At 67.9% G+C, this 20,917-nt stretch carries 23 protein-coding genes, 1 tRNA gene and 1 pseudogene; 8 read left to right on the top strand and 17 right to left on the bottom strand.

The window, feature by feature from the left end; all coding sequences use genetic code 11:
• Positions 1-56: 56 nt before the first annotated feature.
• The 4 genes from FB473_RS03805 to infC all read right to left on the bottom strand — a co-directional run bounded on the left by FB473_RS03805 (position 57) and on the right by infC (position 2,291).
• Positions 57-863 (bottom strand): TrmH family RNA methyltransferase, encoded by an 807-nt coding sequence (locus FB473_RS03805; protein WP_167164964.1) that lies wholly within the window; start codon positions 861-863, stop codon positions 57-59.
• 5 nt (positions 864-868) lie between these two features.
• The gene (gene rplT / locus FB473_RS03800; protein WP_167164962.1) at positions 869-1,237 is read right to left on the bottom strand and encodes a 50S ribosomal protein L20; all 369 of its coding nucleotides are present in this window, start codon (positions 1,235-1,237) and stop codon (positions 869-871) included.
• 37 nt (positions 1,238-1,274) lie between these two features.
• Positions 1,275-1,493 (bottom strand): 50S ribosomal protein L35, encoded by a 219-nt coding sequence (rpmI, locus tag FB473_RS03795; protein ID WP_167164960.1) that lies wholly within the window; start codon positions 1,491-1,493, stop codon positions 1,275-1,277.
• Positions 1,494-1,574: 81 nt separating this feature from the next.
• Positions 1,575-2,291 carry a translation initiation factor IF-3 gene (gene infC, locus FB473_RS03790; protein ID WP_208390422.1) on the bottom strand — a complete coding sequence of 239 codons (717 nt, stop codon included), beginning with the start codon at positions 2,289-2,291 and terminating at the stop codon, positions 1,575-1,577.
• A 270-nt stretch (positions 2,292-2,561) separates the two neighbouring features.
• On the opposite strand from infC, the gene FB473_RS03785 reads away from it, so the two are divergent.
• Positions 2,562-3,050 carry a hypothetical protein gene (locus FB473_RS03785; protein WP_167164956.1) on the top strand — a complete coding sequence of 163 codons (489 nt, stop codon included), beginning with the start codon at positions 2,562-2,564 and terminating at the stop codon, positions 3,048-3,050.
• A 34-nt stretch (positions 3,051-3,084) separates the two neighbouring features.
• Here the strand turns inward: FB473_RS03785 and hisG are convergent, their stop codons facing one another.
• From hisG to dhaK, 6 genes and pseudogenes are all read right to left on the bottom strand, one after another.
• Positions 3,085-3,948: an ATP phosphoribosyltransferase gene (gene hisG / locus FB473_RS03780; RefSeq protein WP_167164955.1), complete on the bottom strand. Its 864-nt coding sequence runs from the start codon at positions 3,946-3,948 to the stop codon at positions 3,085-3,087.
• 32 nt (positions 3,949-3,980) lie between these two features.
• Positions 3,981-4,247: a phosphoribosyl-ATP diphosphatase gene (locus tag FB473_RS03775; RefSeq protein WP_167164953.1), complete on the bottom strand. Its 267-nt coding sequence runs from the start codon at positions 4,245-4,247 to the stop codon at positions 3,981-3,983.
• 50 nt (positions 4,248-4,297) lie between these two features.
• The gene (locus FB473_RS03770; RefSeq protein WP_341770131.1) at positions 4,298-6,244 is read right to left on the bottom strand and encodes a putative PEP-binding protein; all 1,947 of its coding nucleotides are present in this window, start codon (positions 6,242-6,244) and stop codon (positions 4,298-4,300) included.
• A 24-nt stretch (positions 6,245-6,268) separates the two neighbouring features.
• Positions 6,269-6,676 (bottom strand): annotated as a pseudogene (dhaM, locus tag FB473_RS18390) (dihydroxyacetone kinase phosphoryl donor subunit DhaM); the annotation flags it as partial.
• 16 nt (positions 6,677-6,692) lie between these two features.
• Positions 6,693-7,316, bottom strand: coding sequence for a dihydroxyacetone kinase subunit DhaL (dhaL, locus tag FB473_RS03765; protein WP_167168995.1), 624 nt, complete (start codon positions 7,314-7,316; stop codon positions 6,693-6,695).
• Complete coding sequence (dhaK, locus tag FB473_RS03760; protein ID WP_167164949.1) at positions 7,304-8,302, bottom strand: dihydroxyacetone kinase subunit DhaK; 999 nt, start codon at positions 8,300-8,302, stop codon at positions 7,304-7,306. Before dhaK ends, dhaL begins: the two co-directional genes overlap by 13 nt.
• A gap of 113 nt (positions 8,303-8,415) precedes the next feature.
• On the opposite strand from dhaK, the gene ftsH reads away from it, so the two are divergent.
• On the top strand, positions 8,416-10,476 hold the full coding sequence (gene ftsH / locus FB473_RS03755) for an ATP-dependent zinc metalloprotease FtsH (RefSeq protein ID WP_167164947.1): 2,061 nt from the start codon (positions 8,416-8,418) through the stop codon (positions 10,474-10,476).
• 388 nt (positions 10,477-10,864) lie between these two features.
• Here the strand turns inward: ftsH and mshC are convergent, their stop codons facing one another.
• On the bottom strand, positions 10,865-12,121 hold the full coding sequence (mshC, locus tag FB473_RS03750; RefSeq protein ID WP_167164945.1) for a cysteine--1-D-myo-inosityl 2-amino-2-deoxy-alpha-D-glucopyranoside ligase: 1,257 nt from the start codon (positions 12,119-12,121) through the stop codon (positions 10,865-10,867).
• A gap of 22 nt (positions 12,122-12,143) precedes the next feature.
• The gene (locus tag FB473_RS03745) at positions 12,144-12,695 is read right to left on the bottom strand and encodes a DUF3090 domain-containing protein (RefSeq protein WP_167164943.1); all 552 of its coding nucleotides are present in this window, start codon (positions 12,693-12,695) and stop codon (positions 12,144-12,146) included.
• 81 nt (positions 12,696-12,776) lie between these two features.
• On the opposite strand from FB473_RS03745, the gene FB473_RS03740 reads away from it, so the two are divergent.
• From FB473_RS03740 to FB473_RS03725, 4 genes are all read left to right on the top strand, one after another.
• On the top strand, positions 12,777-13,358 hold the full coding sequence (locus tag FB473_RS03740; RefSeq protein WP_167164941.1) for a GNAT family N-acetyltransferase: 582 nt from the start codon (positions 12,777-12,779) through the stop codon (positions 13,356-13,358).
• 56 nt (positions 13,359-13,414) lie between these two features.
• Positions 13,415-14,272 carry an undecaprenyl-diphosphate phosphatase gene (locus FB473_RS03735; RefSeq protein WP_167164939.1) on the top strand — a complete coding sequence of 286 codons (858 nt, stop codon included), beginning with the start codon at positions 13,415-13,417 and terminating at the stop codon, positions 14,270-14,272.
• Position 14,273: 1 nt separating this feature from the next.
• Positions 14,274-15,254, top strand: a complete 981-nt coding sequence (locus FB473_RS03730; RefSeq protein WP_167164937.1) for an aldo/keto reductase — start codon at positions 14,274-14,276, stop codon at positions 15,252-15,254.
• Between the two features lie 64 nt (positions 15,255-15,318).
• Positions 15,319-15,954: an AMIN-like domain-containing (lipo)protein gene (locus FB473_RS03725; protein ID WP_167164935.1), complete on the top strand. Its 636-nt coding sequence runs from the start codon at positions 15,319-15,321 to the stop codon at positions 15,952-15,954.
• A 21-nt stretch (positions 15,955-15,975) separates the two neighbouring features.
• Here the strand turns inward: FB473_RS03725 and FB473_RS03720 are convergent, their stop codons facing one another.
• Positions 15,976-16,239 carry a DUF5703 family protein gene (locus tag FB473_RS03720; protein WP_167163654.1) on the bottom strand — a complete coding sequence of 88 codons (264 nt, stop codon included), beginning with the start codon at positions 16,237-16,239 and terminating at the stop codon, positions 15,976-15,978.
• Between the two features lie 205 nt (positions 16,240-16,444).
• Here FB473_RS03720 and FB473_RS03715 point away from each other — a divergent pair.
• A tRNA-Leu gene (locus FB473_RS03715) sits at positions 16,445-16,530 on the top strand.
• A 201-nt stretch (positions 16,531-16,731) separates the two neighbouring features.
• Here FB473_RS03715 and FB473_RS03710 read toward each other — a convergent pair.
• From FB473_RS03710 to FB473_RS03700, 3 genes are all read right to left on the bottom strand, one after another.
• The gene (locus FB473_RS03710) at positions 16,732-18,066 is read right to left on the bottom strand and encodes an SNIPE associated domain-containing protein (RefSeq protein ID WP_167164933.1); all 1,335 of its coding nucleotides are present in this window, start codon (positions 18,064-18,066) and stop codon (positions 16,732-16,734) included.
• A gap of 404 nt (positions 18,067-18,470) precedes the next feature.
• Positions 18,471-18,953, bottom strand: a complete 483-nt coding sequence (locus FB473_RS03705; protein WP_167164931.1) for a nuclear transport factor 2 family protein — start codon at positions 18,951-18,953, stop codon at positions 18,471-18,473.
• A 46-nt stretch (positions 18,954-18,999) separates the two neighbouring features.
• Positions 19,000-19,626 (bottom strand): NAD(P)H-dependent oxidoreductase, encoded by a 627-nt coding sequence (locus FB473_RS03700; protein WP_167164929.1) that lies wholly within the window; start codon positions 19,624-19,626, stop codon positions 19,000-19,002.
• 84 nt (positions 19,627-19,710) lie between these two features.
• Between FB473_RS03700 and FB473_RS03695 the strand changes: the two genes are divergently transcribed.
• The gene (locus tag FB473_RS03695; RefSeq protein ID WP_208390419.1) at positions 19,711-20,499 is read left to right on the top strand and encodes a M50 family metallopeptidase; all 789 of its coding nucleotides are present in this window, start codon (positions 19,711-19,713) and stop codon (positions 20,497-20,499) included.
• A gap of 87 nt (positions 20,500-20,586) precedes the next feature.
• On the opposite strand, the gene cspE is transcribed toward FB473_RS03695, so the two are convergent.
• On the bottom strand, positions 20,587-20,793 hold the full coding sequence (gene cspE, locus FB473_RS03690) for a transcription antiterminator/RNA stability regulator CspE (protein WP_167164925.1): 207 nt from the start codon (positions 20,791-20,793) through the stop codon (positions 20,587-20,589).
• Positions 20,794-20,917: the final 124 nt, after the last annotated feature.

The following is a 20,917-nucleotide window of genomic DNA, read 5'->3' as shown; positions in this document are numbered from 1 at the left end:
AGGCCACGCGTCCGCCGCGCTCGGGTGCGCACGGCCTTGTCACAGGGGTGGAGGCATCACGTGTGCTGCGCGCTGGCCGACGCGAACAGACACACCGCCGCCGCGGTCGACAAGTTGAGACTCTCGGCCCTGCCCCACATGGGGATCGAGACCACCCGGTCGACACCGGCCAGCACATCGTCCGGCAGACCCCAGGCCTCGTTGCCCATCACCCACGCGGTCGGACGTCCCAGGTCGCCGAGAGCGGCCAACTCGTCCAGTCCCTGTCCTCCGGCATCGGCGGCCAGCACCTGGAGCCCCCGCTGCCTGGCCCAGGCGACGGCGTCGGCGAACTCGACCCCCGTGACCACCCGAAGATGGAAGAGACTCCCGACCGAGGCCCGCACGGTCTTGGGATTGGTCACGTCCACCGATCCACGAGTGAGGACGACGCCGTCGGCCCCGAACGCGTCCGCGCAGCGGATCACGGTGCCGGCGTTTCCCGGATCGCGCACCTGGGCGCAGATGACCACCAGCCGCGGGGACGCCGGCAGATCGGCCAGGCCTGGACGATCCTCCCTGGCGATCGCGAACACGCCCTGGCTCGCGACCGTGTCGCTGAGTTGCGCCACATCACCCGGCTCGGTGCGGACGACCGGGGTCGATCCCGCGAGCGCGATCAGTTCGGCGTGCGCCGAGGGGTCGTCCACGACGAGCAGCCGGACGACGCCGGAGCCGAGTGCCTCGCGCACCGCCTGCGTACCCTCGACGAGGAACTCGCCGGCGGCTTCACGGCCCTTGCGCTGCAACAGCCGACGGGCCGACCGCAACTGCGTCCTCGAAAGGATCGGCAGCGCGCCCGGCCCGTCGTTCGGATGGGTCACCGGCCTCAGGCCGCGGTGACGGCCTGGTTGTCCTGCGCCACCTTGACCAGTGCGGCGAAGGCAGCCTCGTCGTTGACCGCCAGATCGGCGAGGATCTTGCGGTCGACCTCGACGCCGGCGTTCTTCAGCCCGTTGATGAAACGGTTGTAGGTCATGCCGTTGGAGCGGCATGCCGCGTTGATCCGCTGGATCCACAGGCTGCGGAAGTCGCCCTTCTTCGCGCGGCGGTCGCGGAAGGCATAGGTGCCACTGTGGAGGATCTGCTCCTTGGCCTTGCGATACAGACGCGAGCGCTGCCCGCGGTAGCCCGCCGCCTGCTCCAGCACCTCGCGGCGCTTCTTCTGACCATTGACTGCCCGCTTGACGCGTGCCATGTTCGTGCTCCTTGCGTGAAGTTCCGGGTGGTGGCGCTCAGGCGCGCTTCGACTTGGGCTTGTAGCTACCCATGAGGCGACGCATCTTCTTGGCGTCGGCGCTCTCGAGGACGCCGTCGACGTTCAGCCGGCGGGTCTGCCTGCTCGGCTTGTGCTCGTTCAGGTGGGCCTTGCCCGCACGCTTGTGCTTGAGCTGGCCGCTGCCCGTGACCTTGAACCGCTTCTTGGCACCGGAGTGCGTCTTCATTTTCGGCATGGTGCCGCTCCTTCTTCTCGATCGTCCCGGGCGCGAATACCGCTCCGGGACAGAGGCGCCCGTCGCCGGGCGCCCGGTGGTCTACAGGTCGATGTCGGGGTCCATGTTGTCGGCGGGTCCCCGCTTCTTCTTCGGCTGGGACTGGGACGATGCCCTCGCCCTCAGCTCGGCCTCGACACGCTTCTCCTCATCGGCCACGGCCTGCCGCTCGGCGGCCTTCCGCGCCCGTTCGACCGCTTCCTCGGCGCGCGCCTCGCTCTTCTTACGGGTCGGCGCCAGCACCATGTGCATGTTGCGTCCCTCCTGGCGAGGAGCCTGTTCCACCACCCCGTCCTCGGCCACGTCGTCCGCCAGCTGCTTGAGCAGGTTCACCCCGAGTTCCGGACGAGACTGCTCGCGTCCACGGAACATGATGGTGATCTTCACCTTGTCGCCGCCCTTGAGGAACCGCACCACGTGACCCTTCTTGGTCTCGTAGTCGTGGTCGTCGATCTTGGGCCGCAGCTTCATCTCCTTGATGACCGTGTTCGTCTGGTTACGGCGCGACTCGCGGGCCTTCTGGGCGTTCTCGTACTTGAACTTCCCGTAGTCCATGAGCTTGCACACCGGGGGGCGGGCGTCCGGGGCGACCTCAACGAGGTCGAGGTCGTGTTCGCGGGCCAGCTGCAGTGCCTGCTCGACGCGAACAATGCCCACCTGCTCACCCGCGGGTCCGACCAGGCGCACTTCGGGCACCCGGATCCGCTCGTTGATGCGGAATTCGTTGCTGATGGTTTCCTCCCATTGCTGTGTGATCAAAGCGACCGGTCTGCCAGGAACTCGACCCACGAAAAAGGCCTCCGCGAACGCGAAGGCCTGACGCGCGGCCGGATGCCTCGGGGAGTGATTCCCCGCATCGCCCGGCGGGATGCCGGTGCCGCTTGTTACCGACCCGGGCCGTCCGTCTGGTGGCCTCGGGTGGAGGGTCAGGCCCTCACTTCCACTGGAACGACCCTGGACGAGCCGATCACCCGGTGATTATAGCCCAGTGAGGCCATCGAGCCCAATCGCTGTGGAACGCTTGGACACATGAGCAACTCGACCATAGCCATCATCGTCACGGTAGCCGCCTCGGTGCTGGCGATCGCCTATCTCGTGATCGCATGGAACCGGCGCCGCAGCGCTCGCGACCTGTGGCGTGGGGTCGGTGTCGTGGCCGTGGCGGTCGGGCTGTTCGTGACCGGCGTCATGGAGATGCTGGCCCAGTTCGGACGCACCCTGGTCGAATGGATGCGGGCGACGGCCATGGACACCACGCTGGGTATCGGCACCGGGGCCGTCGTGCTCGGCGTCATCTGCTATCTCATCGGCGGACGCATCACGCCGCCCACCCGCGCCGAGGCGAAACAGGGCCGGATCGACCGTGCCATTCGGCGCAAGCCGGTCGTCAGCACCCCTGCGCCCCGGCAGCCCGCGAGCCCGGCCGCGTCCCCCGGACCCGCACAAGGACAGGCCCCGGCAGCCCGGACCTCCGACGACGAGGTCACCGCGATCCTCAAGAAGCACGGCATCGAGTGAAACGGCACCGGCCGGACGCCGCATCCCAGCGGCGTCAGAGCCGGCAGGCCGCGAGTTCGGTGACCAGGATGCCGCGAGCACCGAGATCGTAGAGATCGTCCATCAGGGGCTGGTGTCCCTTCGCCGGCACGAGAGCGCGCACCGCGACCCACCCCTTCTTGGCCAGGGGCGAGATGGTCGGACTCTCCAGCCCGGGCGTGAGGGCCGACGCCCGGTCGAGCAGACTCTCGGGGATGTCGTAGTCGATCAGCACGTAGGTGCGAGCCACCAGGACGCCGGACAGCCGCCGGGTGAGGTGCTCCAGCGCGACGGGATCGATCTGCGCGGCCGACCGCGGACGCCGGACGAGGATGCCCTCGGAGTGCAGGATCGGGTCGCCGAACAACTCCAGGCCCGCCTTGCGCAACGTCGTCCCCGTCTCGACGACATCGGCGATCGCGTCGGCGACCCCGAGCCGGATGGACGACTCGACGGCCCCGTCGAGGTGGATGAGCCGGGCCTTCACCCCACGATCCGCGAGATATCCCTCCAGCAACCCCGGATAGCTGGTGGCGATGCGCTTGCCCTCCAGGTCGGCCAGCGTGTAGTCGCTGCCGGCAGGGGACGCGAAACGGAACCTGCTGGCCCCGAAGCCGAGAGCCATGATCTCCTCGGCGTCGGCGTGGGAGTCCAACAACATGTCGCGTCCTGTGATGCCGAGGTCGAGCGTGCCCTCACCCACGTAGACGGCGATGTCACGCGGACGCAGGTAGTAGAACTCGACGTGATTGGCCTCGTCGGTCAGGACGAGATCCTTGAGATCGGTGCGCTGCCGGTACCCGGCCTCGCTGAGCATCGTCGCCGCGGGCTGCGACAGGGCGCCCTTGTTGGGCACGGCGATCTTGAGCACTTCGGACACTGTGGGTGGGCCTTCCTGGTCGATTCGGGGGCTCAGAGGTAGGAGTAGACGTCGTCGAGGGTGATCCCCAGGGCGACCATCATCGTCTGGACGTGGTAGAAGAGCTGGCTCATCTCTTCGGCAGCCGCTTCCTTGCCCTCGTACTCAGAGGCCATCCACACCTCGGCGGCCTCCTCCACGATCTTCTTCCCGATCGCATGGACGCCCGCGTCCAGACGCTCGACCGTCCCGGAACCCTCAGGGCGGGTGGCGGCGATCTCGATCAACTGGGCATAGAGGTCCTCGAATGACTTGCTCACGGGCACAGCCTAGTGCAGGACGCGGCATGTCCCCGCTTCGGTCGTCGCGCTCAGGACACGCGAACCGCCTGTTTGATCTCCGCGACGATCGGTGGCCGGACGCTCAGCTCGCTCACTCCGAAACCGATGAGCCGTGCCGTCGCCGTCGGGTCGCTGGCCAGGTCGCCGCACACCGCGACGGGGATACCGGGCAGCGCCTTGCACGTCCAGGCCACGAGATCGAGGATGGCCGGGCTGTCCTGCCGCGCGAGGTCGCACACCGCGGGATTCCCCCGATCGGCGGCCTGCGTGTACTGGGTGAGATCGTTCGTCCCGATGCTCACGAAGTCGACGACCCCGGCGAAATCGGCCGCTCGGATCGCCGCTCCGGGTACCTCGACCATCATCCCGATGGGCACGTGGGGGGCATCGATCTCGGCGCGCAGTTCATCGACCAACCCACGTGCCCACACGACCTCGTCCACCGTGGTCACCATGGGCAGCATGAGCCGCACAGGGGTGCGGGACGCGGTGAGCAGGATCGCCCGGAGCTGCTCCCGGAACACCTCGGGGGCGCGGCGCATCACCCGTATGCCCCTCTCGCCCAACGCGGGGTTGGTGACCGGGTCGTGCGGCAGGAACGGCAGGGGCTTGTCGTCGGCGGGGTCCCAGGTGCGCAGGGTGATCGGCCCGTTCAGCGCCTGGCCGATGCGCGTGTACACCTCGGCCTGCTCGTCGGCCGTCGGCGCGGTGGTCGCCGCGGAGAACAGGATCTCGCTGCGGACGATGCCACTGCCCTCGGCCCCCTCCTCGGCGCCGCGCTCCGCGTCCGCCAGGGACGAGACGTTCGCCCCGACCCGGATGCGGATGCCGGTGGTCGTCACGGCGGGCTCCTGCGCGCGGGCATGTGCCTGCTCGGATTCCTGGAACCTCTCCTCGTTGATCCCTCCGAGCCCGGCCACGACGTCATCGTCGGGGTCGACCCACAGCTGCCGCGTGACCGGGTCGAACGCCACCAGCACACCGTCGCCCAGCGACTCGGCCGACGGGTATCCGGCGAGCACGGGGATGCCCCTCGCCCTGGCCGTCAGCACGCCGTGCCCGCTTGAGCCCCCCGAGACCGTGATGATGCCGAGACACACGCGCGGATCGACGCGGGACGCGGTCGCCGCGTCCAACTCGTCCATCAGCCAGATGCGGGGCTCCGAAGGTGCCGAGTCGAGCAGCGGGCGTCCCATGAGAGCCAGCAGCAGCATCCTCCGCAGGCTGCGCATGTCCTGGCCGCGCTCGCGCAGGTAGGCGTCCGCGAAGCCGTCGAACGACCGCGCGAGGCCGGTGAGGTGCTCGTCCACCGCGTCGACGGCGCTGAAGCCCTGGGTGATGCGCGAGACCACGCCGTGCTGCAGTTCGCGATCGGTCAGCATCACCGTCTGTGCCTCGATGATGCCGGGGATACCCACTCCCGAGTCGACCAGTGCGTCGAAGAAGTCCTTGACCTGCGCGACCGCAGCGGTGAAGCGCGCCAGTTCGGCCTTGGGGGGGCCGGGGCGATACCCCTCGGTGCTGGGACGCGTCGTACGCCGGGCGATCCGGCCGACCACGGTGAGCCGGTCGGCGGCGATCGAACCGTTCAGCTGGTCGGCCGAGCCTGCGTCGACCACGGGCGAGATGTGGGCGGGGCGAACGGGCCGCGCGTCCAGGTCCTCGCCGAAGTGCCGTGCGGCGAGATCGGCCAGAGCGTCACGCGCGGCCGCCGCGTCCGGCCCTGTGAATCTGGCTTCGAGGATGTGCCCCTGCCCGAGCTGAAGGGCGGTGATGCGGCTCAGCCGATCGGCCGGCTCGGGGCCACGGCCCGTCGTGGCGTTGCTCAGGAGCACCTGGGCGTCGAAGTCGCGCATCTCGGTCACGATCGCGGCAGCCGGGCGCACGTGCAGGCCGTGGGGGTTGCGGACGGTCGTCCGCCAGATGATCGCGCGCTCCGGGGCGGGGGCCTGCGGCTCGGGAACCTGTTTGGGCACGGTGATCGGTGCCGGCGCGTCGTCCTCGTGGCCCAGGTGCGCTTGCTTGTCGGTCAGCGAACGACGCGCCTCGGCGTCGACCTCCTCGAGAGATGCGCCGGTGGAGGCGAGGACGACGGCCGCCAGCAGCCCCTCCACCAGCGGCGCGCCGCTGATGCGCACGTGCTCGGCGACCGCGTCGTCCAGGAACTCGATCGCGAGCTCGGAGCTCAACAGGGCGCTGCCGAGATCGAGCAGCACCAGGACGCCGTCAGGAGTGTCCATCTTCGCGATCGCGAGGCTGATCGCCGCCGCGTCAGTGCCGAAGGTGCCGTCGGACAACCCGGCCGCGACCGCGATCTGGGGACCGCCGTTCGGCACCACTTGGTGGGCGAGTGCGACGGCCGCGTCGGCGAGCGCGCGACTGTGCGAGACGACAACGATTCCGATCACGCCATGACCACCGCCATCACGACAGGGTACCTGCCGCCGCACGGATGAGCATGGCGGCACTCGTCGCCCCGGGATCGGCATGCCCGGCGCTGCGCTCACCGAGATACGACGCCCGCCCCTTGTGCGCCACCAGCGGGGTCGTCGCCTCACGGCCCGCGTCCGCGGCCCTCGCGGCCGCGCCCCAGGGATCGTCCTGGGCGGCGTCGAACGCCTCCGACGCGGGCTGCAGCGCGTCCACCATCGTCTTGTCGCCTGGCTCGGCCCTGCCCCGCTGGCGGACGCCGTCCACGGCGGCCCGCAAAGCGACCGACCAGGCGTCACGATCGATCGGGCCGTCCGGGGGCAGCGCCGCCGCCAACCGGAGCAGGAGGGTGCCGTAGAGCGGGCCGGAGGCGCCACCGACCGTGCTGACCAGCGTCATGGCCGCCTTCTTGGTGAAGGCCCTCGCATCGGGGAACTCGGCCGGGTCGAGCGCCGCGACGGCCCGCATTCCACGGTTCATGTTCGCGCCATGGTCCGCGTCGCCGATCTGCCGGTCGAGGTCGGTCAACAATGCCTCGTTGGCAGCGACGTCGGCTGCGAAGGCCCGCAGCCAATCGGCGACGGCGAAGGCGTCCAGCGGCCTCATCAGCGTCCCCACCGGAGGCCCGGCGTGTTCACCGGCGCATCCCACAGGCGGATGATCTCGTCGTCGGCCCGCACCAGGGTGATGGAGCAGCCGGCCATCTCCAGCGAGGTCACGTAGTTACCCACGAGGCTGCGCACCACACGGATTCCCGCGCTCGTCAGCCGCTCGAACATCTCGGCGTACATGCCGTACAACTCGAGCAGTGGCGTGCCGCCCATGCCGTTGCACAGGGCGATGACAGGCGCCCCGGTGAAGTCGAGATCCGCCAGGACCGGTTCGAGCAGCCTGCCCGCCAGTTCGTGAGCGGGGGCGATCCGCTGGCGCTCGCGTCCCGGCTCACCATGGATCCCGATGCCCAGCTCGATCTCGTCGTCCGCCAGATCGAAGGTGGGCTTGCCCGCGGCGGGCACGGTGCACGACGTCAGAGCGAGTCCCATCGAGCGACCGCCGTCGGCCACCCGGCGGGCGAGTTCCGTGACCGCGGTCAGGTCGCGTCCCTGTTCGGCGGCCGCCCCCGCGATCTTCTCCACGACCAGGGTCACACCGACTCCCCGGCGCCCGGCGGTGAACAGGGAGTCGGCGACCGCGACGTCGTCGGCCGTGACGACGCTGGCGACCTCGATGCCCTCCGCACCGGCGAGTTCGGCGGCCATCTCGAAGTTCATGACGTCGCCGGTGTAGTTCTTGACGATGTGCAGGATCCCGGACCCGGCGTCGACCGCGTGATCGGCGGCGAGTATCTGGTCGGGAGTCGGTGAGGTGAACACCTCCCCGCAGCAGGCGGCGTCCAGCATCCCCCTACCGACGAAGCCGCTGTGCAGCGGCTCATGGCCCGACCCGCCACCGGAGACGACTCCGACCTTTCCCGTGACGGGCGCGTCCGCGCGCACCACCACCCGATTCCCGTGATCGACCCGCAGTGTCCCGGGGTGCGCGGCCTCAATGCCACGCAGCGCATCCGAGACAACCCTGTCCGGGTCGTTGATGAGCTTCTTCATACAGGTCAGTCAACCACCAGAGCGCCGTTTCGCACCCATTTGCACCACGCAGGTTGCACTCGGCTGGGCATTCCCCGGGCCGACTACGATTGAGCCACCACTTTGGAGGTGACATGTCCGATCCCCAGCCGGCGAATCAGGCCGACACGCCGTCCCCCGGGCGCACGCAGAGCGACGATCCCCGTCGTCCGGTGCGCTCCGAGGCGCCGTCCGGCCCGCCTCCCCTGGACGCCCCGAAGCCGTGGCGCACCGAGGGCCTGCCGCGCGACCAGAAGGACGACGGCCCGGAAGGCTCCGGCAAGCGTCCCCGCAACCTGTGGAGGTTCTGGCTCGTCGCCGGGCTGCTCCTGCTTGGCCTGTGGGCCCTGCTGAGCTGGCAGGATTCCCGGAACACCCCGCCGACGATCCCCTACACCGAGTTGATCGCGCAGGTGGACGCGGGCAACGTCAAGGAGATCTACGCGAAGGGCGACACGATCCAGGGTGAGCTGATCAACGAGGCGCAGTTGCCGGACGACGGTGACGACCAGACCACGGAGGGCACCTACACCACCTTCACGACCGAGCGTCCCACGTTCGCCCAGGACGACCTGCTGGCCGACCTGCAGGCCCACGGCGCGGTCGTCCGGGCGACACCGGTGGTGGATCAGCGGGGGCCGATCGCGAACCTGGTCTCGTCGCTGGTGCTGTGGGGTGTGCTCATCGGCGTGTCCGTCTGGGCGTTCCGCAGGGTCGCCAAGGGTGCAGGCGGGCTGGGCTCGTTCGGCCTGCAGCGAAACGTGAAGCCGATCGAGAAGACCAAGGTGCGCGTCAACTTCAGCGACGTCGCGGGCATCGACGAGGTGAAGGAGCAGGTCGACGAGATCGTCGACTTCCTGAAGAACCCGGACAAGTACCGTCGCGTCGGGGCTCGGGCACCCAAGGGCATCCTGCTCGAGGGCCAGCCGGGCACCGGAAAGACCCTGCTGGCGCGGGCCACGGCCGGCGAGGCCGACGTCCCCTTCTTCTCCGCGTCGGCGTCCGAGTTCATCGAGATGATCGTCGGCGTGGGCGCCCAGCGCGTCCGCCAACTGTTCGACGAGGCCAAGAAGGTGGCCCCGGCGATCGTCTTTATCGACGAGATCGATGCCATCGGCCGTGCCCGCGGATCGTCCCGGGCCAGCGGCAGCAACGACGAGCGTGAGCAGACGCTCAACCAGATCCTCACCGAGATGGACGGCTTCGACGGTACCGAGGGCGTCGTCGTGATGGCCGCGACCAACCGTTCCGACGTGCTCGACCCGGCGCTGACGCGTCCCGGGCGGTTCGACCGCGTCATCACCGTGAGCGCGCCCGACCAGGTCGGACGCGAGAAGATCCTGGGTGTCCACACTCGTGAGATCCCCATGGCCCCCGACGTCAACCTCGCGGCGCTGGCCAAGGCGACACCGGGATCGACCGGCGCCGACCTGGCGAACCTCGCGAACGAGGCCGCTCTGCGGGCGGCCCGCCGCAACGACCAGGTCGTCTACCAGGCGGACTTCACCAACGCCCTGGAGCAGATCCAGCTCGGTGTGGCCCGCTCCGTGGTGATCCCGGACGACGAGAAGCGTCGCACCGCGTACCACGAGGGTGGGCACGCGCTGCTCGGCATGCTCCAGAAGGGCGCCGACCCCGTGCGCAAGGTGTCGATCATCCCGCGCGGGCAGGCTCTCGGCGTCACTCTGTCGACCCCCGACACCGACCGCTACGGCTATGACGAGGAGTACCTGCTGGGACGCATCGTCGGCGCGCTGGGCGGCATGGCCGCCGAGGGCGCGGTGTTCGGTGTGGTCACCACAGGCGCGGAGTCCGATCTGCGGCAGGCTACCTCGATCGCCCGCCAGATGGTCGGAAAGTGGGGCATGTCCGACAAGGTCGGGCCGATGACCGTGCTCTTCGACGATGCCGACCCGCATCAACTCGGTATCTCGGACGACACCTTGTCGTCCGTGGACGCCGAAGTGCGCCGGATCATCACCGAGTGCCAGGCACGGGCCGTGAGCCTGCTGCGCGAGCACCGAGCCCAGCTCGACGCGATCGCCGATGCCCTGCTGGAGCGGGAGACCCTGGACGAGGACGAGGTTTACGCGGTCGCCGGGATCACTCGCTCCGACCAGAGCCAGCCACTCCCCGAGCAGGCGTCGGCGTCGTAAGGGCGACGGCGGCGGCAACGGCCACCGCGGCGGCGAGGGCCGCGCAGATCCAGAATGCGACCGCCGGGGTGGTCGCATCAGCCAGAAGCCCGAAGGGCCCGTAGGCCAAGGGCGCCAGGCCGAGGGAGCCCAGCGTCAGCACGCTGCTGACACGGCCGATGACGGCGTCCTCCGTCACGCGCTGGATCTCCCCGACCAGGAGGGCACTGGCGGGAGGACACTACGCAAAGCCTCGTGGCATGAGCCGAGGGATGCGTGACTAAGTTCCTTGATTCGGCCTGTTCGGCTTCGGCGAAACGGCATATGCCCTAGCCGAGTCACCAGCCGCAGAAATTTGAAGGAACTGAGTCACGCTCCCGGCCGGGCACCGCCCCTTCCGTCCCGGCACTCAGCCGAAACGCACCCCCAGCAGCGCGTCGACCGCGTCGGCGAGCCGCCTCGGGGCATCCGGATCGGTGCCGTCACCGGCGAGCGTGGCGGACGACCACTCGTCCACCTCCGCCAGCGCTCGGGGCGCGTCGAGATCGTTGCGCAATGCCCGCCGGAGCCCGTCGACGACCGGCTCCGCGGGGGTGCCGGCCTCCGCCGAGAACGCCGAACGCCAGGCATGGGCACGCTTGCCGGCCGCGTCCATGTCGGTCACGAACCACTCCCAGTCGTCGCGGTAGTGGTGTGCCAGCAGGGCCAGGCGGATCTCCGCCGGCCGGTGCCCCTGCGACCGCAGGCGCGACACCAGCTCGAGGTTGCCCTTCGACTTGCTCATCTTCTCGCCGTCGAGGCCGACCATGCCCACATGCACATAGGCGTCCGCGAACGGCTTGTGGGTGGCCGCCGCACCGAGGGCGCCGCACATCTCGTGATGCGGGAAGGCGAGGTCACGACCGCCTCCCTGCACCGAGAAGGTCTCCCCGAGGTAGCGTTCCGCGATCGCCATGCACTCGATGTGCCAGCCGGGGCGCCCCTTGCCCAGTGGGGACTCCCACGCCGGCTCACCCGGGCGCTCCAGGCGCCACACCAGCGAGTCGAGGGCATCCTGCTTGCCGGGGCGCTCCGGGTCGCCGCCCTTGGCCGCGAACTCGGCGATCTCCTGCTCCCGGTTGAGATGAGCCACATCGCCGAACCCGGGGGCGAGCGCCGTCCGGAAGTACCAGTCCGGGTAGTCGTCGTCGGCGACCTGGTAGACGAGCCCCTTGTCACGAAGACTCGCGATCGCCTCGGTCACCAGGTCGATCGCCTCGGTGGCGGCCACGTAGTGGTCGGGCGGCAGCACTCGCAGGCTCGCCATGTCGGTGCGGAACAACTCCACCTGCTCCGAAGCCAGCTCCACCCAGTCGCGTCCGGTCGCCTCGGCACGTTCCAGCAGCGGATCGTCCACGTCAGTGATGTTCTGCGCGTATCGCACGTCGAGGCCGAGATCGCGCCATGTGCGGTTGAGAAGGTCGAACGTCAGGTACGTGAAGGCATGTCCCAGATGAGTGGCGTCGTAGGGGGTGATACCGCACACGTAGAGGCCCGCGGTTCCCGTGGCCGGCCCGACCTCGCGGAGACATCGCGAGGCAGTGTCGAACACGCGTAGGCGCTCTGGGACGCCTGGTCCGCTGGGCTGGTCGATCCGGGGCAGTGGTGCGGCAGGCCAGGCAAGCATGGCCCCAATCTAGCCGTCGATCTCAATCGGTCAGATCGAGCAGCGGTTTGCGGTACCCGTTGGCACGGGGACAGATGTGGCCGTCGGGTCCGATCGGCTGCCCACAGAACGGGCAGGAAGGCGCATTCGAACCGACCATCTGCACCGCCCGGGCGACGAAATCGCGCGCCTGATCGAGGGTGATCACCACCTGCAGCACCTCGTCCGGATGCCGGTCGGCCCGCCGGTAGGCGCCTTGCGCGAACAGCTCGATGCGCAGGGACGCGGAGTCCGGCAGCCAGGTGATGATCATCGTCCCGGCCCGGAAGTCCTCGTCCAAGGGGACGTCCAGAGGCTCACTGTCGTGCGGACGCGAGCTACGCCTCTCCTTGTCACCCGCAAGCCCGGCACGTTCCAGCTCGGCCAGCACGTGCTCCAGGTGCTCGGCCAGGACCCGGATCTGCTGGAGTTCGCAGACCACGTTCGTCATCCGTGAGCCCTGCCGGGTCTGGACGAAGAAGGTGCGGCGATCGGGCTCCCCGACCGCCCCAGCGATGAACCGGTCGGGAAACGCGTACCGGTGGGCGGACTCCATGTCCCTCAGGGTAGGTCGCCCCGCAACCTCTGTCTGGTATTGGGTAGACCCGGTTCCCAAATCGAGACGTTCGGTGGTCATATGGCTGACATTCCCGCCACAGACGGTTGGCTCGTCCGGCCTGCGCGCCCGGACGACGCGAAGGCGCTCGGCCGCCTGCACGCCCAGGGCTGGCAGCAGGGCTACCGCGGCCTGTTACCCGATTCCTACCTCGATGCCCTCGACGAGGCCGCTGCCGTACGCACCTGGCGCGACCGGCTCACCGAACCCCACGGGTTGCGGGTGCTCGTCGCGCAGGACGAAGCGGGCACCGCGCTGGGCTTCACGTCCATCGGGCCCTGTTTCGACCCGGACGCCGCTCCCGGCGAACTGGAGATCTGGGACATGTGGGTCGACGCCGGGCATCACCGGAACGGCATCGGCGGCGCGCTCCTCGTCCGGGCACTCGCCCTGGCCCCCGCCGAGGCGGAGGTCGTTGTGTGGGTGCTCGCCGACAACGTGCGAGCATTGGCGTTCTACAAGCGGAATCGCGCATCCTGGGACGGTTTGCGGCGTACGTCGGAGCGCACGGGCGGCGTCCGGGTAACCGACGTCCGGTTGCGCTGGGCGGCGGGTGTCCGCCCGATAGTGCCTGGGCCGATGCAGCCCGGCGCATCCGACTAGGCTGGGCCGCGGATTTCTGCCACCGCTGGCGGATCCGTGAAAAGAGAGGATGTTGCATGGGCTGGCTTGAGGCAATCGTGCTCGGCATCGTGCAGGGGCTCACGGAGTTCCTGCCCATCAGTTCGAGCGCACACCAACTGATTGTTGGCCAGCTCTTCTTCGGCGGGAAGGATCCGGGTGCCGCGTTCACAGCGGTGACGCAGCTCGGCACCGAAACCGCGGTCCTGGTCTATTTCTGGCGCGACATCGTCCGCATCGTCAGCCGTTGGGCGCAGTCGCTGGTCGGCCGGGTGCCGAGGGACGACTTCGACGCGCGCATGGGATGGTTCGTCATCGTCGGCTCGCTGCCGATCGGAATCCTGGGCCTGCTGTTTCAGGACGCCATCGATTCGACGCTGCGCAACCTGTGGATCACCGTCGTCACGCTGGGCGGGGTGGGTCTGCTCCTCGGCTTCGCCGACCGCTACGCGCAGGACCATCAGTTCAAAGACCTCCACGCCCTCAACTGGCGTGACGCCATCATCTACGGCCTGTGCCAGGCGGCTGCACTCATCCCGGGCGTGTCGCGATCGGGTGGCACCATCTCCGGCGGCCTGTTCATGCGCTACGACCGTCCCTCGGCGACGCGTTACTCCTTCCTGCTCGCGATCCCGGCGGTCTTCGCGTCCGGACTGTTCAAACTCAAGGACATCGGCTCCGACTCCTGCGTCGAGTGGGGTCCCACGATCGTGGCGACCGTGATTGCGTTCGTGGTCGGGTACGCCATCATCGCCTGGCTGCTGCGCTACATCACGACCCACACGTTCTCCCCCTTCGTCATCTACCGGGTCGCGCTGGCTGTCGTCCTCGCCGGCCTGCTGGTGGGCGGCGTACTCGATCCCGAGGCCGCGCTCACCGCGGGGTGCGGAGCCTGACGTGCAACGCCGGCAGGTGGGTGCCTGCGGCCTGAGCGTGGGACGTCTCGGGCTGGGCACTATGACCTGGGGCGGTGACACCCCTCCCGACGTCGCCCGCACCTTGCTGCGCGACTTCGTCGAGGCCGGCGGCGACCTCATCGACACCGCCCCGGCCTACGGGGGCGGGCGTGCCGAGGAGTTGATCGGCCAGTACATGAGAAGCGACCTGCGCCGTGACGACCTGGTCATCGCCACCAAGGCGGGGTTCGGCACCCACGGCGGGCCGCAGGGCATCGACACGTCCCGGCGCGCGCTGCTGGACGACCTCACCGACTCACTGCGGCGGCTGCGTACCGACCACATCGACCTGTGGCAGGTGCACGCCTGGGGTGACGCCCCCCTGGACGAGACGTTGGCCGCCATCGACCAGGCGGTGAACGCCGGCAACGTGCGATACGCAGGGGTCTGCAACTTCATCGGCTGGCAGATCGGGACGGCGGCGGCTTGGCAGAGCGCGGTACCGGGGCGGGCAAGGCTCGTGAGCGGGCAGATCGAATACTCCCTGCTCGCCCGGCGTGCCGAGGTGGAGGTGCTGCCCGCACTCAACCATCACGGCATGGGCCTGCTGCCGTGGTCCCCGCTGGGACGAGGTGTGTTGACCGGGAAGTACCGGCGCGGCGTCCCACGGGACTCGCGCGGGGGACGTGATCACCTCTCGTGGTTCGTCGAGCCCTACCTGGACACGCGGTCGCGTGCCGTCGTGGACGCGGTGGCCCGAGCCGCCGACGGCCTGAGCCTGAGCCCCGCGCAGGTCGCCCTGCTGTGGGTGAGGGACGCGCCCGGGGTGACCGCGCCGCTGCTCGGGGCACGCACCCCCGAGCAACTGGGTGAACTGCTCGACACGGAGCCCTACGATCTCCCCGCCACCATCGTCGAGGCACTGGACGACATCACGGGCGGCCCTCACCAGGCACGCTCGAAAGGACCGATCGACAAGTAGCCGTTCTCACCGGGAACCATGCCGAATCCCCTCGTCGGAAGACGGTCTGAACTACCGTTGAGAGATGAATACTCGCCATCTGGTGACCAGCGCCAGCGTCGTCATGCTGGCCCTGGCAGGTTGTTCTGATCCCGGCGACACACCGTCCGAGACACCGGTCGCACCGTCCTCGATCTCGTCCTCGAGCGCGGCGACCAGCCCGTCCTCCTCCACCGGCAGCACCACGCCGAACGACCCGGTCACACCGAGCGCCACCGCATCGCCCTCGTTCACGACCGGGCCGCTCGCGTCCGCCCCTGCAACACCGGCCGACACCTTCCTGATCACCGGCCTGCGGGTGGGCAGCCATCCGCTCTACGATCGGGTCGTCATCGACCTGTCCGGTGGCCGGGCAGAGGATCTCCCCTGGTCGGTGCAATACCGGGACTCCCCCACCGCGCAGGGATCCGGTGAGCCGATAGGGCTGGACGCGGAAGCCTATGTTCGCGTCCAACTGTCGGGGCAGATGATTCCTCCCCAGGGAACCGATGTCCCTTCGGGGTTGCAGCCGGACTCGGCCGTCGGCAACGTGCGGGGCGTGTACGCCGACCCGGTGTTCGAGGGACAGTCGATCGTCTGGATCGGGGTCGACCGAGTGCGCGGCTACGCCGTCATGACGCTCGAATCGCCCGCCCGGCTCGTGGTCGACATCGCCACATAGATGGACGGACGCCGCGGCGCATCAGTCGGCAGGAGCGACCAGGTAGGTCGGACGCGCCTTGATGATGCGCCGACGCAACCACGCGTCCCTCGTCCCGTCGCGGTACCGACGTAGTCGGACAAGTTCCCAGCCCCCGTACTCGGCCTCCTCGGTGAGCACCTTCTGGGCCTGCCGATTGGTCACCCATCGAGGCATGGTGATCTGGTTCACCTCGAACTCGACGCCGCGCACGAACTCCTGACGCAGGCGCGACGAGGCGATGTAGCTGGTTGGGGGCTCACGCATGGCACCTCCTGTGAGTAGGCACCCATACTGGCACGCGCCCCCTCACCCGGCGAGGATGCCCACGCGGACCTGGGAACACGATCGTGTCGGATGCCGCTGATCGAACCTCGTCGAGCGTCGTTGCGGCGGCCCTCCTGCGGTTCGCGATCGAGCCCGGAAGGATGCTATTGTTTCAAGGCGCTCCGGGTGACCGGTGCGAGCACTCGTCCGGGTGGCGGAATAGGTAGACGCGCTAGCTTGAGGTGCTAGTGCCCGTTTTAGGGCATGGAGGTTCAAGTCCTCTCTCGGACACAGACTGCAGGCCCCGCTGACTGGGTTTGATACCTAGTCAGCGGGGGTTTTCTTTTGTTCGCGTGCAGGGTCGGGGGACGGAGATCTAGGCTCTTGGAAGGTCTTCTCCCCCACGTATGTCCCACGGAAGGCGACTGACTGCATCATCACCACACGCTTCGTAGGACGAAGCGTGTGGTAACTGGATAGTTCCACTCTCGCCTATGCCGGTATGGCAACCGGTCCGTCTTCGCGGAGCCGTTGGCTCTCGCGATATTGCTCGGCTTCCGGTTCATCGACAAACTCCAGCAGGTTGCCCGCGATCGTTGCGAGCTGCTGCTTCACCTGGGCCGGGGTGACGGCGAAGAACTCGCGGCGCGCGTTGACAAGGTTGACGCGCTGGGCTGCGAACCGGCGATGCAACTCAGCTTCGACGCCGACAGCATCCTCGGAGAAGAACAGAGCGTGTACATCGAAGTTGAACGGCACCGATGCGTCCGACAATTCGCGGACACGGTCCAGCGGATCGAGCCGACGCGTCATGCCGATCTTCACCATGGACGGCCCGAAAGCTCCTACGTTCGAGATCACGTAGACGTAGCCGGCACGGATGTTCGCGGCACGATAGTCGACATTGTCGATGGCCTTTCCGATGTCGGCCAGCCGCGCCTCCATCTCGGCGGCCTCGTCAGCACGTCCTTGAGCGCGGAGTTCATCGAGGACAGTCTGATAGTGAGCCTGTTCCTTCTTGAGCCGCTCGCGCTCGCGTTCCAGTTCCTGTTGAGCTTTCTTCTCTTCTCGGAGCCGTGCCCGTTCCTCAGCTTCCGCCTCTTTCTGTGCCTGCTTAGCGTCGGCCACTTGTGACGACAGCTCGAGTTCGCGACACCGGAGCCGGTGGTACTCGTTGTTAATGGTCAAGTGGATCATCGAGCCAAGCCGCTCGGCCTGGTCTTTCGCCCGCTGCAGCCGCGCCAGCGCCGTATCGAGTTTCCCGGCCTTGACTGTGAGGACGCAGTTCTCTACTTCGGCGTTGTAAGACCGGAGCATGAGCTTGCTCATATCAGCGACGAACTTGCGGCCTTTTGCTTCGGAGTTGTTGAACGTGAAGTTCGCGATGGCACTCGTCGCAACTTTGCGGGACACCATCGACTTTGCCCGGGATGTCACGTCCCGCAGTTCGTCCTGCAGCCGGATGACGCTCTCGGCTGGGTGCTCGTATTCATAGAGTCCGTCAGATTGCAGGGCGACCTTCTCGGCCAGAATCCCGGCCTCAGCGCGTAACTCGTCCCGCTTGACCTGGGCGCCCACGAGTTCCGCACGAACCTTGGCCGTCTGCGCCTGCACATCGGCCAATTGCGCTTCCGCTGCAGCCTGCTCCTGAGCGAGATGGGCATGTTCGGCCTGCACGTGATCGATCGCACGCTTGAAGCCGAGGTAGTCGCCGCCTCCAAGCTCCTGGACTCGCTGCGCCATCTCCTGGTTAGCGGTTTGGTATCGGCCGATCTCAGCCTCCAACTCACTGATTCGCTTCTGCTTGCCGCCGTCGAACAGCCCCATGCCGACCCCCTACTCAGCAAGCCCATCCGGCTTTGGCTGGGCTTTCTGTGAGGATCCTAGGACTATCTGTGCGAAGCACCGCAACTGGTTCAGTGCTCAGATGCCAAGAGCCAAGGGCACCGGTTCCCCGGAGGAACTCACTCCAGTCGGACGACGCTCCCATGATCTGGGGGCGGGGGCGCAGCTGACCCGGGTTCTGTAAGTACCGGCACTACCGTGAGTATCGGACATGGGGTATGCCACCGGGTGGAACCCGAATCATGATCCCCTGCCGCCGCCGTCACTGCCCGGAGCACCGGCCACCCACGGCCCCGTCCCGAAGATGGTCGAACAGGATCTTCTGTTGTTGCGAGCGATCTGTGCTGCCTCGGCCAGGAACTCGTGTAACGCTGCTGCGAAAGCTATCAGCAGTCGTCCTCGTGCCAGGTGCCTTCTTCCTTCACCCAGGGTTCATCTGTCTGGTTGATGGCTTGCACGCTGAACGTATAGGTGACACGAGCCATGTCCCCGGAAATATCAGCGGAAAAGCTCGTGAACGGAAGCGCGCTTCCATACATCGACTTGGCCATATCGACCATGCTGGCGAACTCGGATATCTCAATGCGAGCCTGACAGCGCGCTGAAAGCAACGAGTACGCGCTGTCACCGTCACCCGTCAGATAGGCATCCGAGTATGTCTGCGCTGCCGTGCGAAGGGCCTCTTGGTCGGATTCCGCGGCGTTGGCGGGCTCAGTCGGCGACGGCGCGACCGGGGACGACTCGGCCGACTGCGACAGCACGGTTGCCGTTGCTGAAGGATCGCTGCTCGGCGTTGCTGCTGGAGCAGCGCCGCAAGCTGCCAACAATGAAATCGAGGCGGCGACCGTAACAGGCTTGAGAAGGTTCATGCATATCTCCTTTGTTGACTCAGATCTGGCGCATTCCACAACGTCCTCATTTCGCCCCGGCACCGCGTCCGAGCTGATAGGCGTGCTCCAGGTGCTCCTGCCGACGCACCGCCCATCCTTCGCCCGTGACCTCGGCCGAGCCTCCGAACACGTGGAGTTCCCCGGCATCAGCCCGATCGTGGATGCGATCTGCCAGCATGACGGTCTCCATGGCCTGGTGGCACCCTGATTCACGCAACTGCGCGACGCTGTGGCCAGCCGCGCACAGGACGAGTGCTGACCTCGCCCTGCGCAGCGTCCCAGGCTTGTAGGCCCATCCGACCGTCCACACCCTGTCGAACCAGCCCTTGAGGATCGCCGGGCAGTCCGTCCACCACACCGGGTAGACGAAGGCCCACACGTCGGCCGCGTCCAACTTGGCCTGCTCCGCCGCGACGTCGTCCGGCACCGGGGTTTCGGCTCGGTACCCGGACTCCCGCACGTATTCGTCCGCGCCGAGGACCGGGTCGAAGCCCATCGCGTACAGGTCGGAGACCGTGTGACGGTGCCCTGCGTCGTCCAGGCCTGCTACGAACGCCTCCAGCAGAGCATGGGTGAAGGAATCCGCGCTGGGGTGGGCATAGACGATGTGGACGAGCACCAGCGTGGCGGTGCCGGTCTCTGTCGTGTTCATTCGTACTCCTCCGCGGGCCCGGTCGCCCGTCCACGGCTCCGGGCCTCTCAGGCCGCTGACAGGTGGCGGTGGCATCATGATCGCGTGACACCGGCCAACACGTCCGACGACATCCTAGGGACGATCGGCGACGTGCTGGGCGCCATCTGGCAGTCCTCACTGACACCGGTCGCGGCACCTGCAGCATCGACGACGCTCCTATGTGCACTGATCGGGGCACTCGCCGTGCTGATCCGGCCGGTATGGCACCTCACTCGTCATGCCGTGACGATCACCCATGAAGGCGGGCACGCCCTCGCGGCACTGCTCACCGGCCGGCGACTTCAGTCGATCCGCCTGCACTCCGACACTTCCGGGGTGACGGTCAGTTCCGGGCGAGCGAACGGGCCGGGCTTCGCATTCACTGCGTTCTCGGGCTATGCGGCTCCGGCCGTCGTGGGTCTCGGATGTGCCTGGCTCGCCGGGCTCGGCTACGTCACCGCAACGCTCTGGATCCTGGTCGCGCTGCTGTTGCTCATGCTCACCCGCATCCGGAACGGGTTCGGCGTGTGGTCCGTGGTCGTGACGACAGCCCTGGTGGCAGGGGTCTCGTGGTGGGGGGACGCCGCCCTGCGCGCCGGTGCGGCGCACGTGCTGGCCTGGTTCCTCCTCTTCGGCGCCGTCCGGCCGGTCATCGAGTTGCAGAGGTTGCGTTCACGCGGGAAAGCCCCGACCTCCGACGCGGATCAGCTCGCGTCCGCTACCCATCTGCCCGGGCTGTGCTGGGTTGTCCTGTGGTTGATGGCGACGCTCGCCGCCGCTTGGCTGGGCACGGTCTGGATGCTGGAGCCACTGGGCGGTCTTGAGGGCTTTATCGCCGGCGTCGACTTCTGAGCGCGGTCGTACTCCTCGTCCGGCCCACGCAGAAACGACAAGGGGCCCGGTCTGTCGACCGGACCCCTTGTGAGTGATCTGCTGGTGTCAGCGCAGGACGGTGATGTTCGCCGCCTGCGGGCCCTTCTGGCCCTGCTGGACGTCGTACGACACGCGATCGCCCTCGTTGAGCGAGCGGAAGCCGCCGCCGTTGATCGCCGAGTAGTGGGCGAAGACGTCGGCCGAGCCATCCTCGGGGGCGATGAAGCCGTAGCCCTTGTCGCCGTTGAACCACTTGACAGTACCGGTAGCCATGAATGTTCTCCTCTGTAGGAACGGGAAGCCCTTGCGGTTGCGAGGCTCCAGTGATGCTCTGCAATCAACGTTCCTTGCGAGGGGGAGCGACCGGCGAGCCGGGCGTTCGACCTTGAGAGCCAAC

The sequence above is a fragment of the Brooklawnia cerclae genome, from assembly GCF_011758645.1.
Classification (GTDB): domain Bacteria; phylum Actinomycetota; class Actinomycetes; order Propionibacteriales; family Propionibacteriaceae; genus Brooklawnia; species Brooklawnia cerclae.
This window is presented reverse-complemented; position numbering and strand designations above follow the sequence as displayed.

Coding starts and splice junctions, on each gene's coding strand:
- rplT (WP_167164962.1), bottom strand. CDS start 1,237: ATGGCACGCGTCAAGCGGGCAGTCAATGGTCAGAAGAAGCGCCGCGAG.
- rpmI (WP_167164960.1), bottom strand. CDS start 1,493: ATGCCGAAAATGAAGACGCACTCCGGTGCCAAGAAGCGGTTCAAGGTC.
- FB473_RS03785 (WP_167164956.1), top strand. CDS start 2,562: ATGAGCAACTCGACCATAGCCATCATCGTCACGGTAGCCGCCTCGGTG.
- dhaK (WP_167164949.1), bottom strand. CDS start 8,302: ATGAAGAAGCTCATCAACGACCCGGACAGGGTTGTCTCGGATGCGCTG.
- ftsH (WP_167164947.1), top strand. CDS start 8,416: ATGTCCGATCCCCAGCCGGCGAATCAGGCCGACACGCCGTCCCCCGGG.
- mshC (WP_167164945.1), bottom strand. CDS start 12,121: ATGCTTGCCTGGCCTGCCGCACCACTGCCCCGGATCGACCAGCCCAGC.
- FB473_RS03745 (WP_167164943.1), bottom strand. CDS start 12,695: ATGGAGTCCGCCCACCGGTACGCGTTTCCCGACCGGTTCATCGCTGGG.
- FB473_RS03740 (WP_167164941.1), top strand. CDS start 12,777: ATGGCTGACATTCCCGCCACAGACGGTTGGCTCGTCCGGCCTGCGCGC.
- FB473_RS03735 (WP_167164939.1), top strand. CDS start 13,415: ATGGGCTGGCTTGAGGCAATCGTGCTCGGCATCGTGCAGGGGCTCACG.
- FB473_RS03725 (WP_167164935.1), top strand. CDS start 15,319: ATGAATACTCGCCATCTGGTGACCAGCGCCAGCGTCGTCATGCTGGCC.
- FB473_RS03720 (WP_167163654.1), bottom strand. CDS start 16,239: ATGCGTGAGCCCCCAACCAGCTACATCGCCTCGTCGCGCCTGCGTCAG.
- FB473_RS03710 (WP_167164933.1), bottom strand. CDS start 18,066: ATGGGGCTGTTCGACGGCGGCAAGCAGAAGCGAATCAGTGAGTTGGAG.
- FB473_RS03705 (WP_167164931.1), bottom strand. CDS start 18,953: ATGAACCTTCTCAAGCCTGTTACGGTCGCCGCCTCGATTTCATTGTTG.
- FB473_RS03700 (WP_167164929.1), bottom strand. CDS start 19,626: ATGAACACGACAGAGACCGGCACCGCCACGCTGGTGCTCGTCCACATC.
- cspE (WP_167164925.1), bottom strand. CDS start 20,793: ATGGCTACCGGTACTGTCAAGTGGTTCAACGGCGACAAGGGCTACGGC.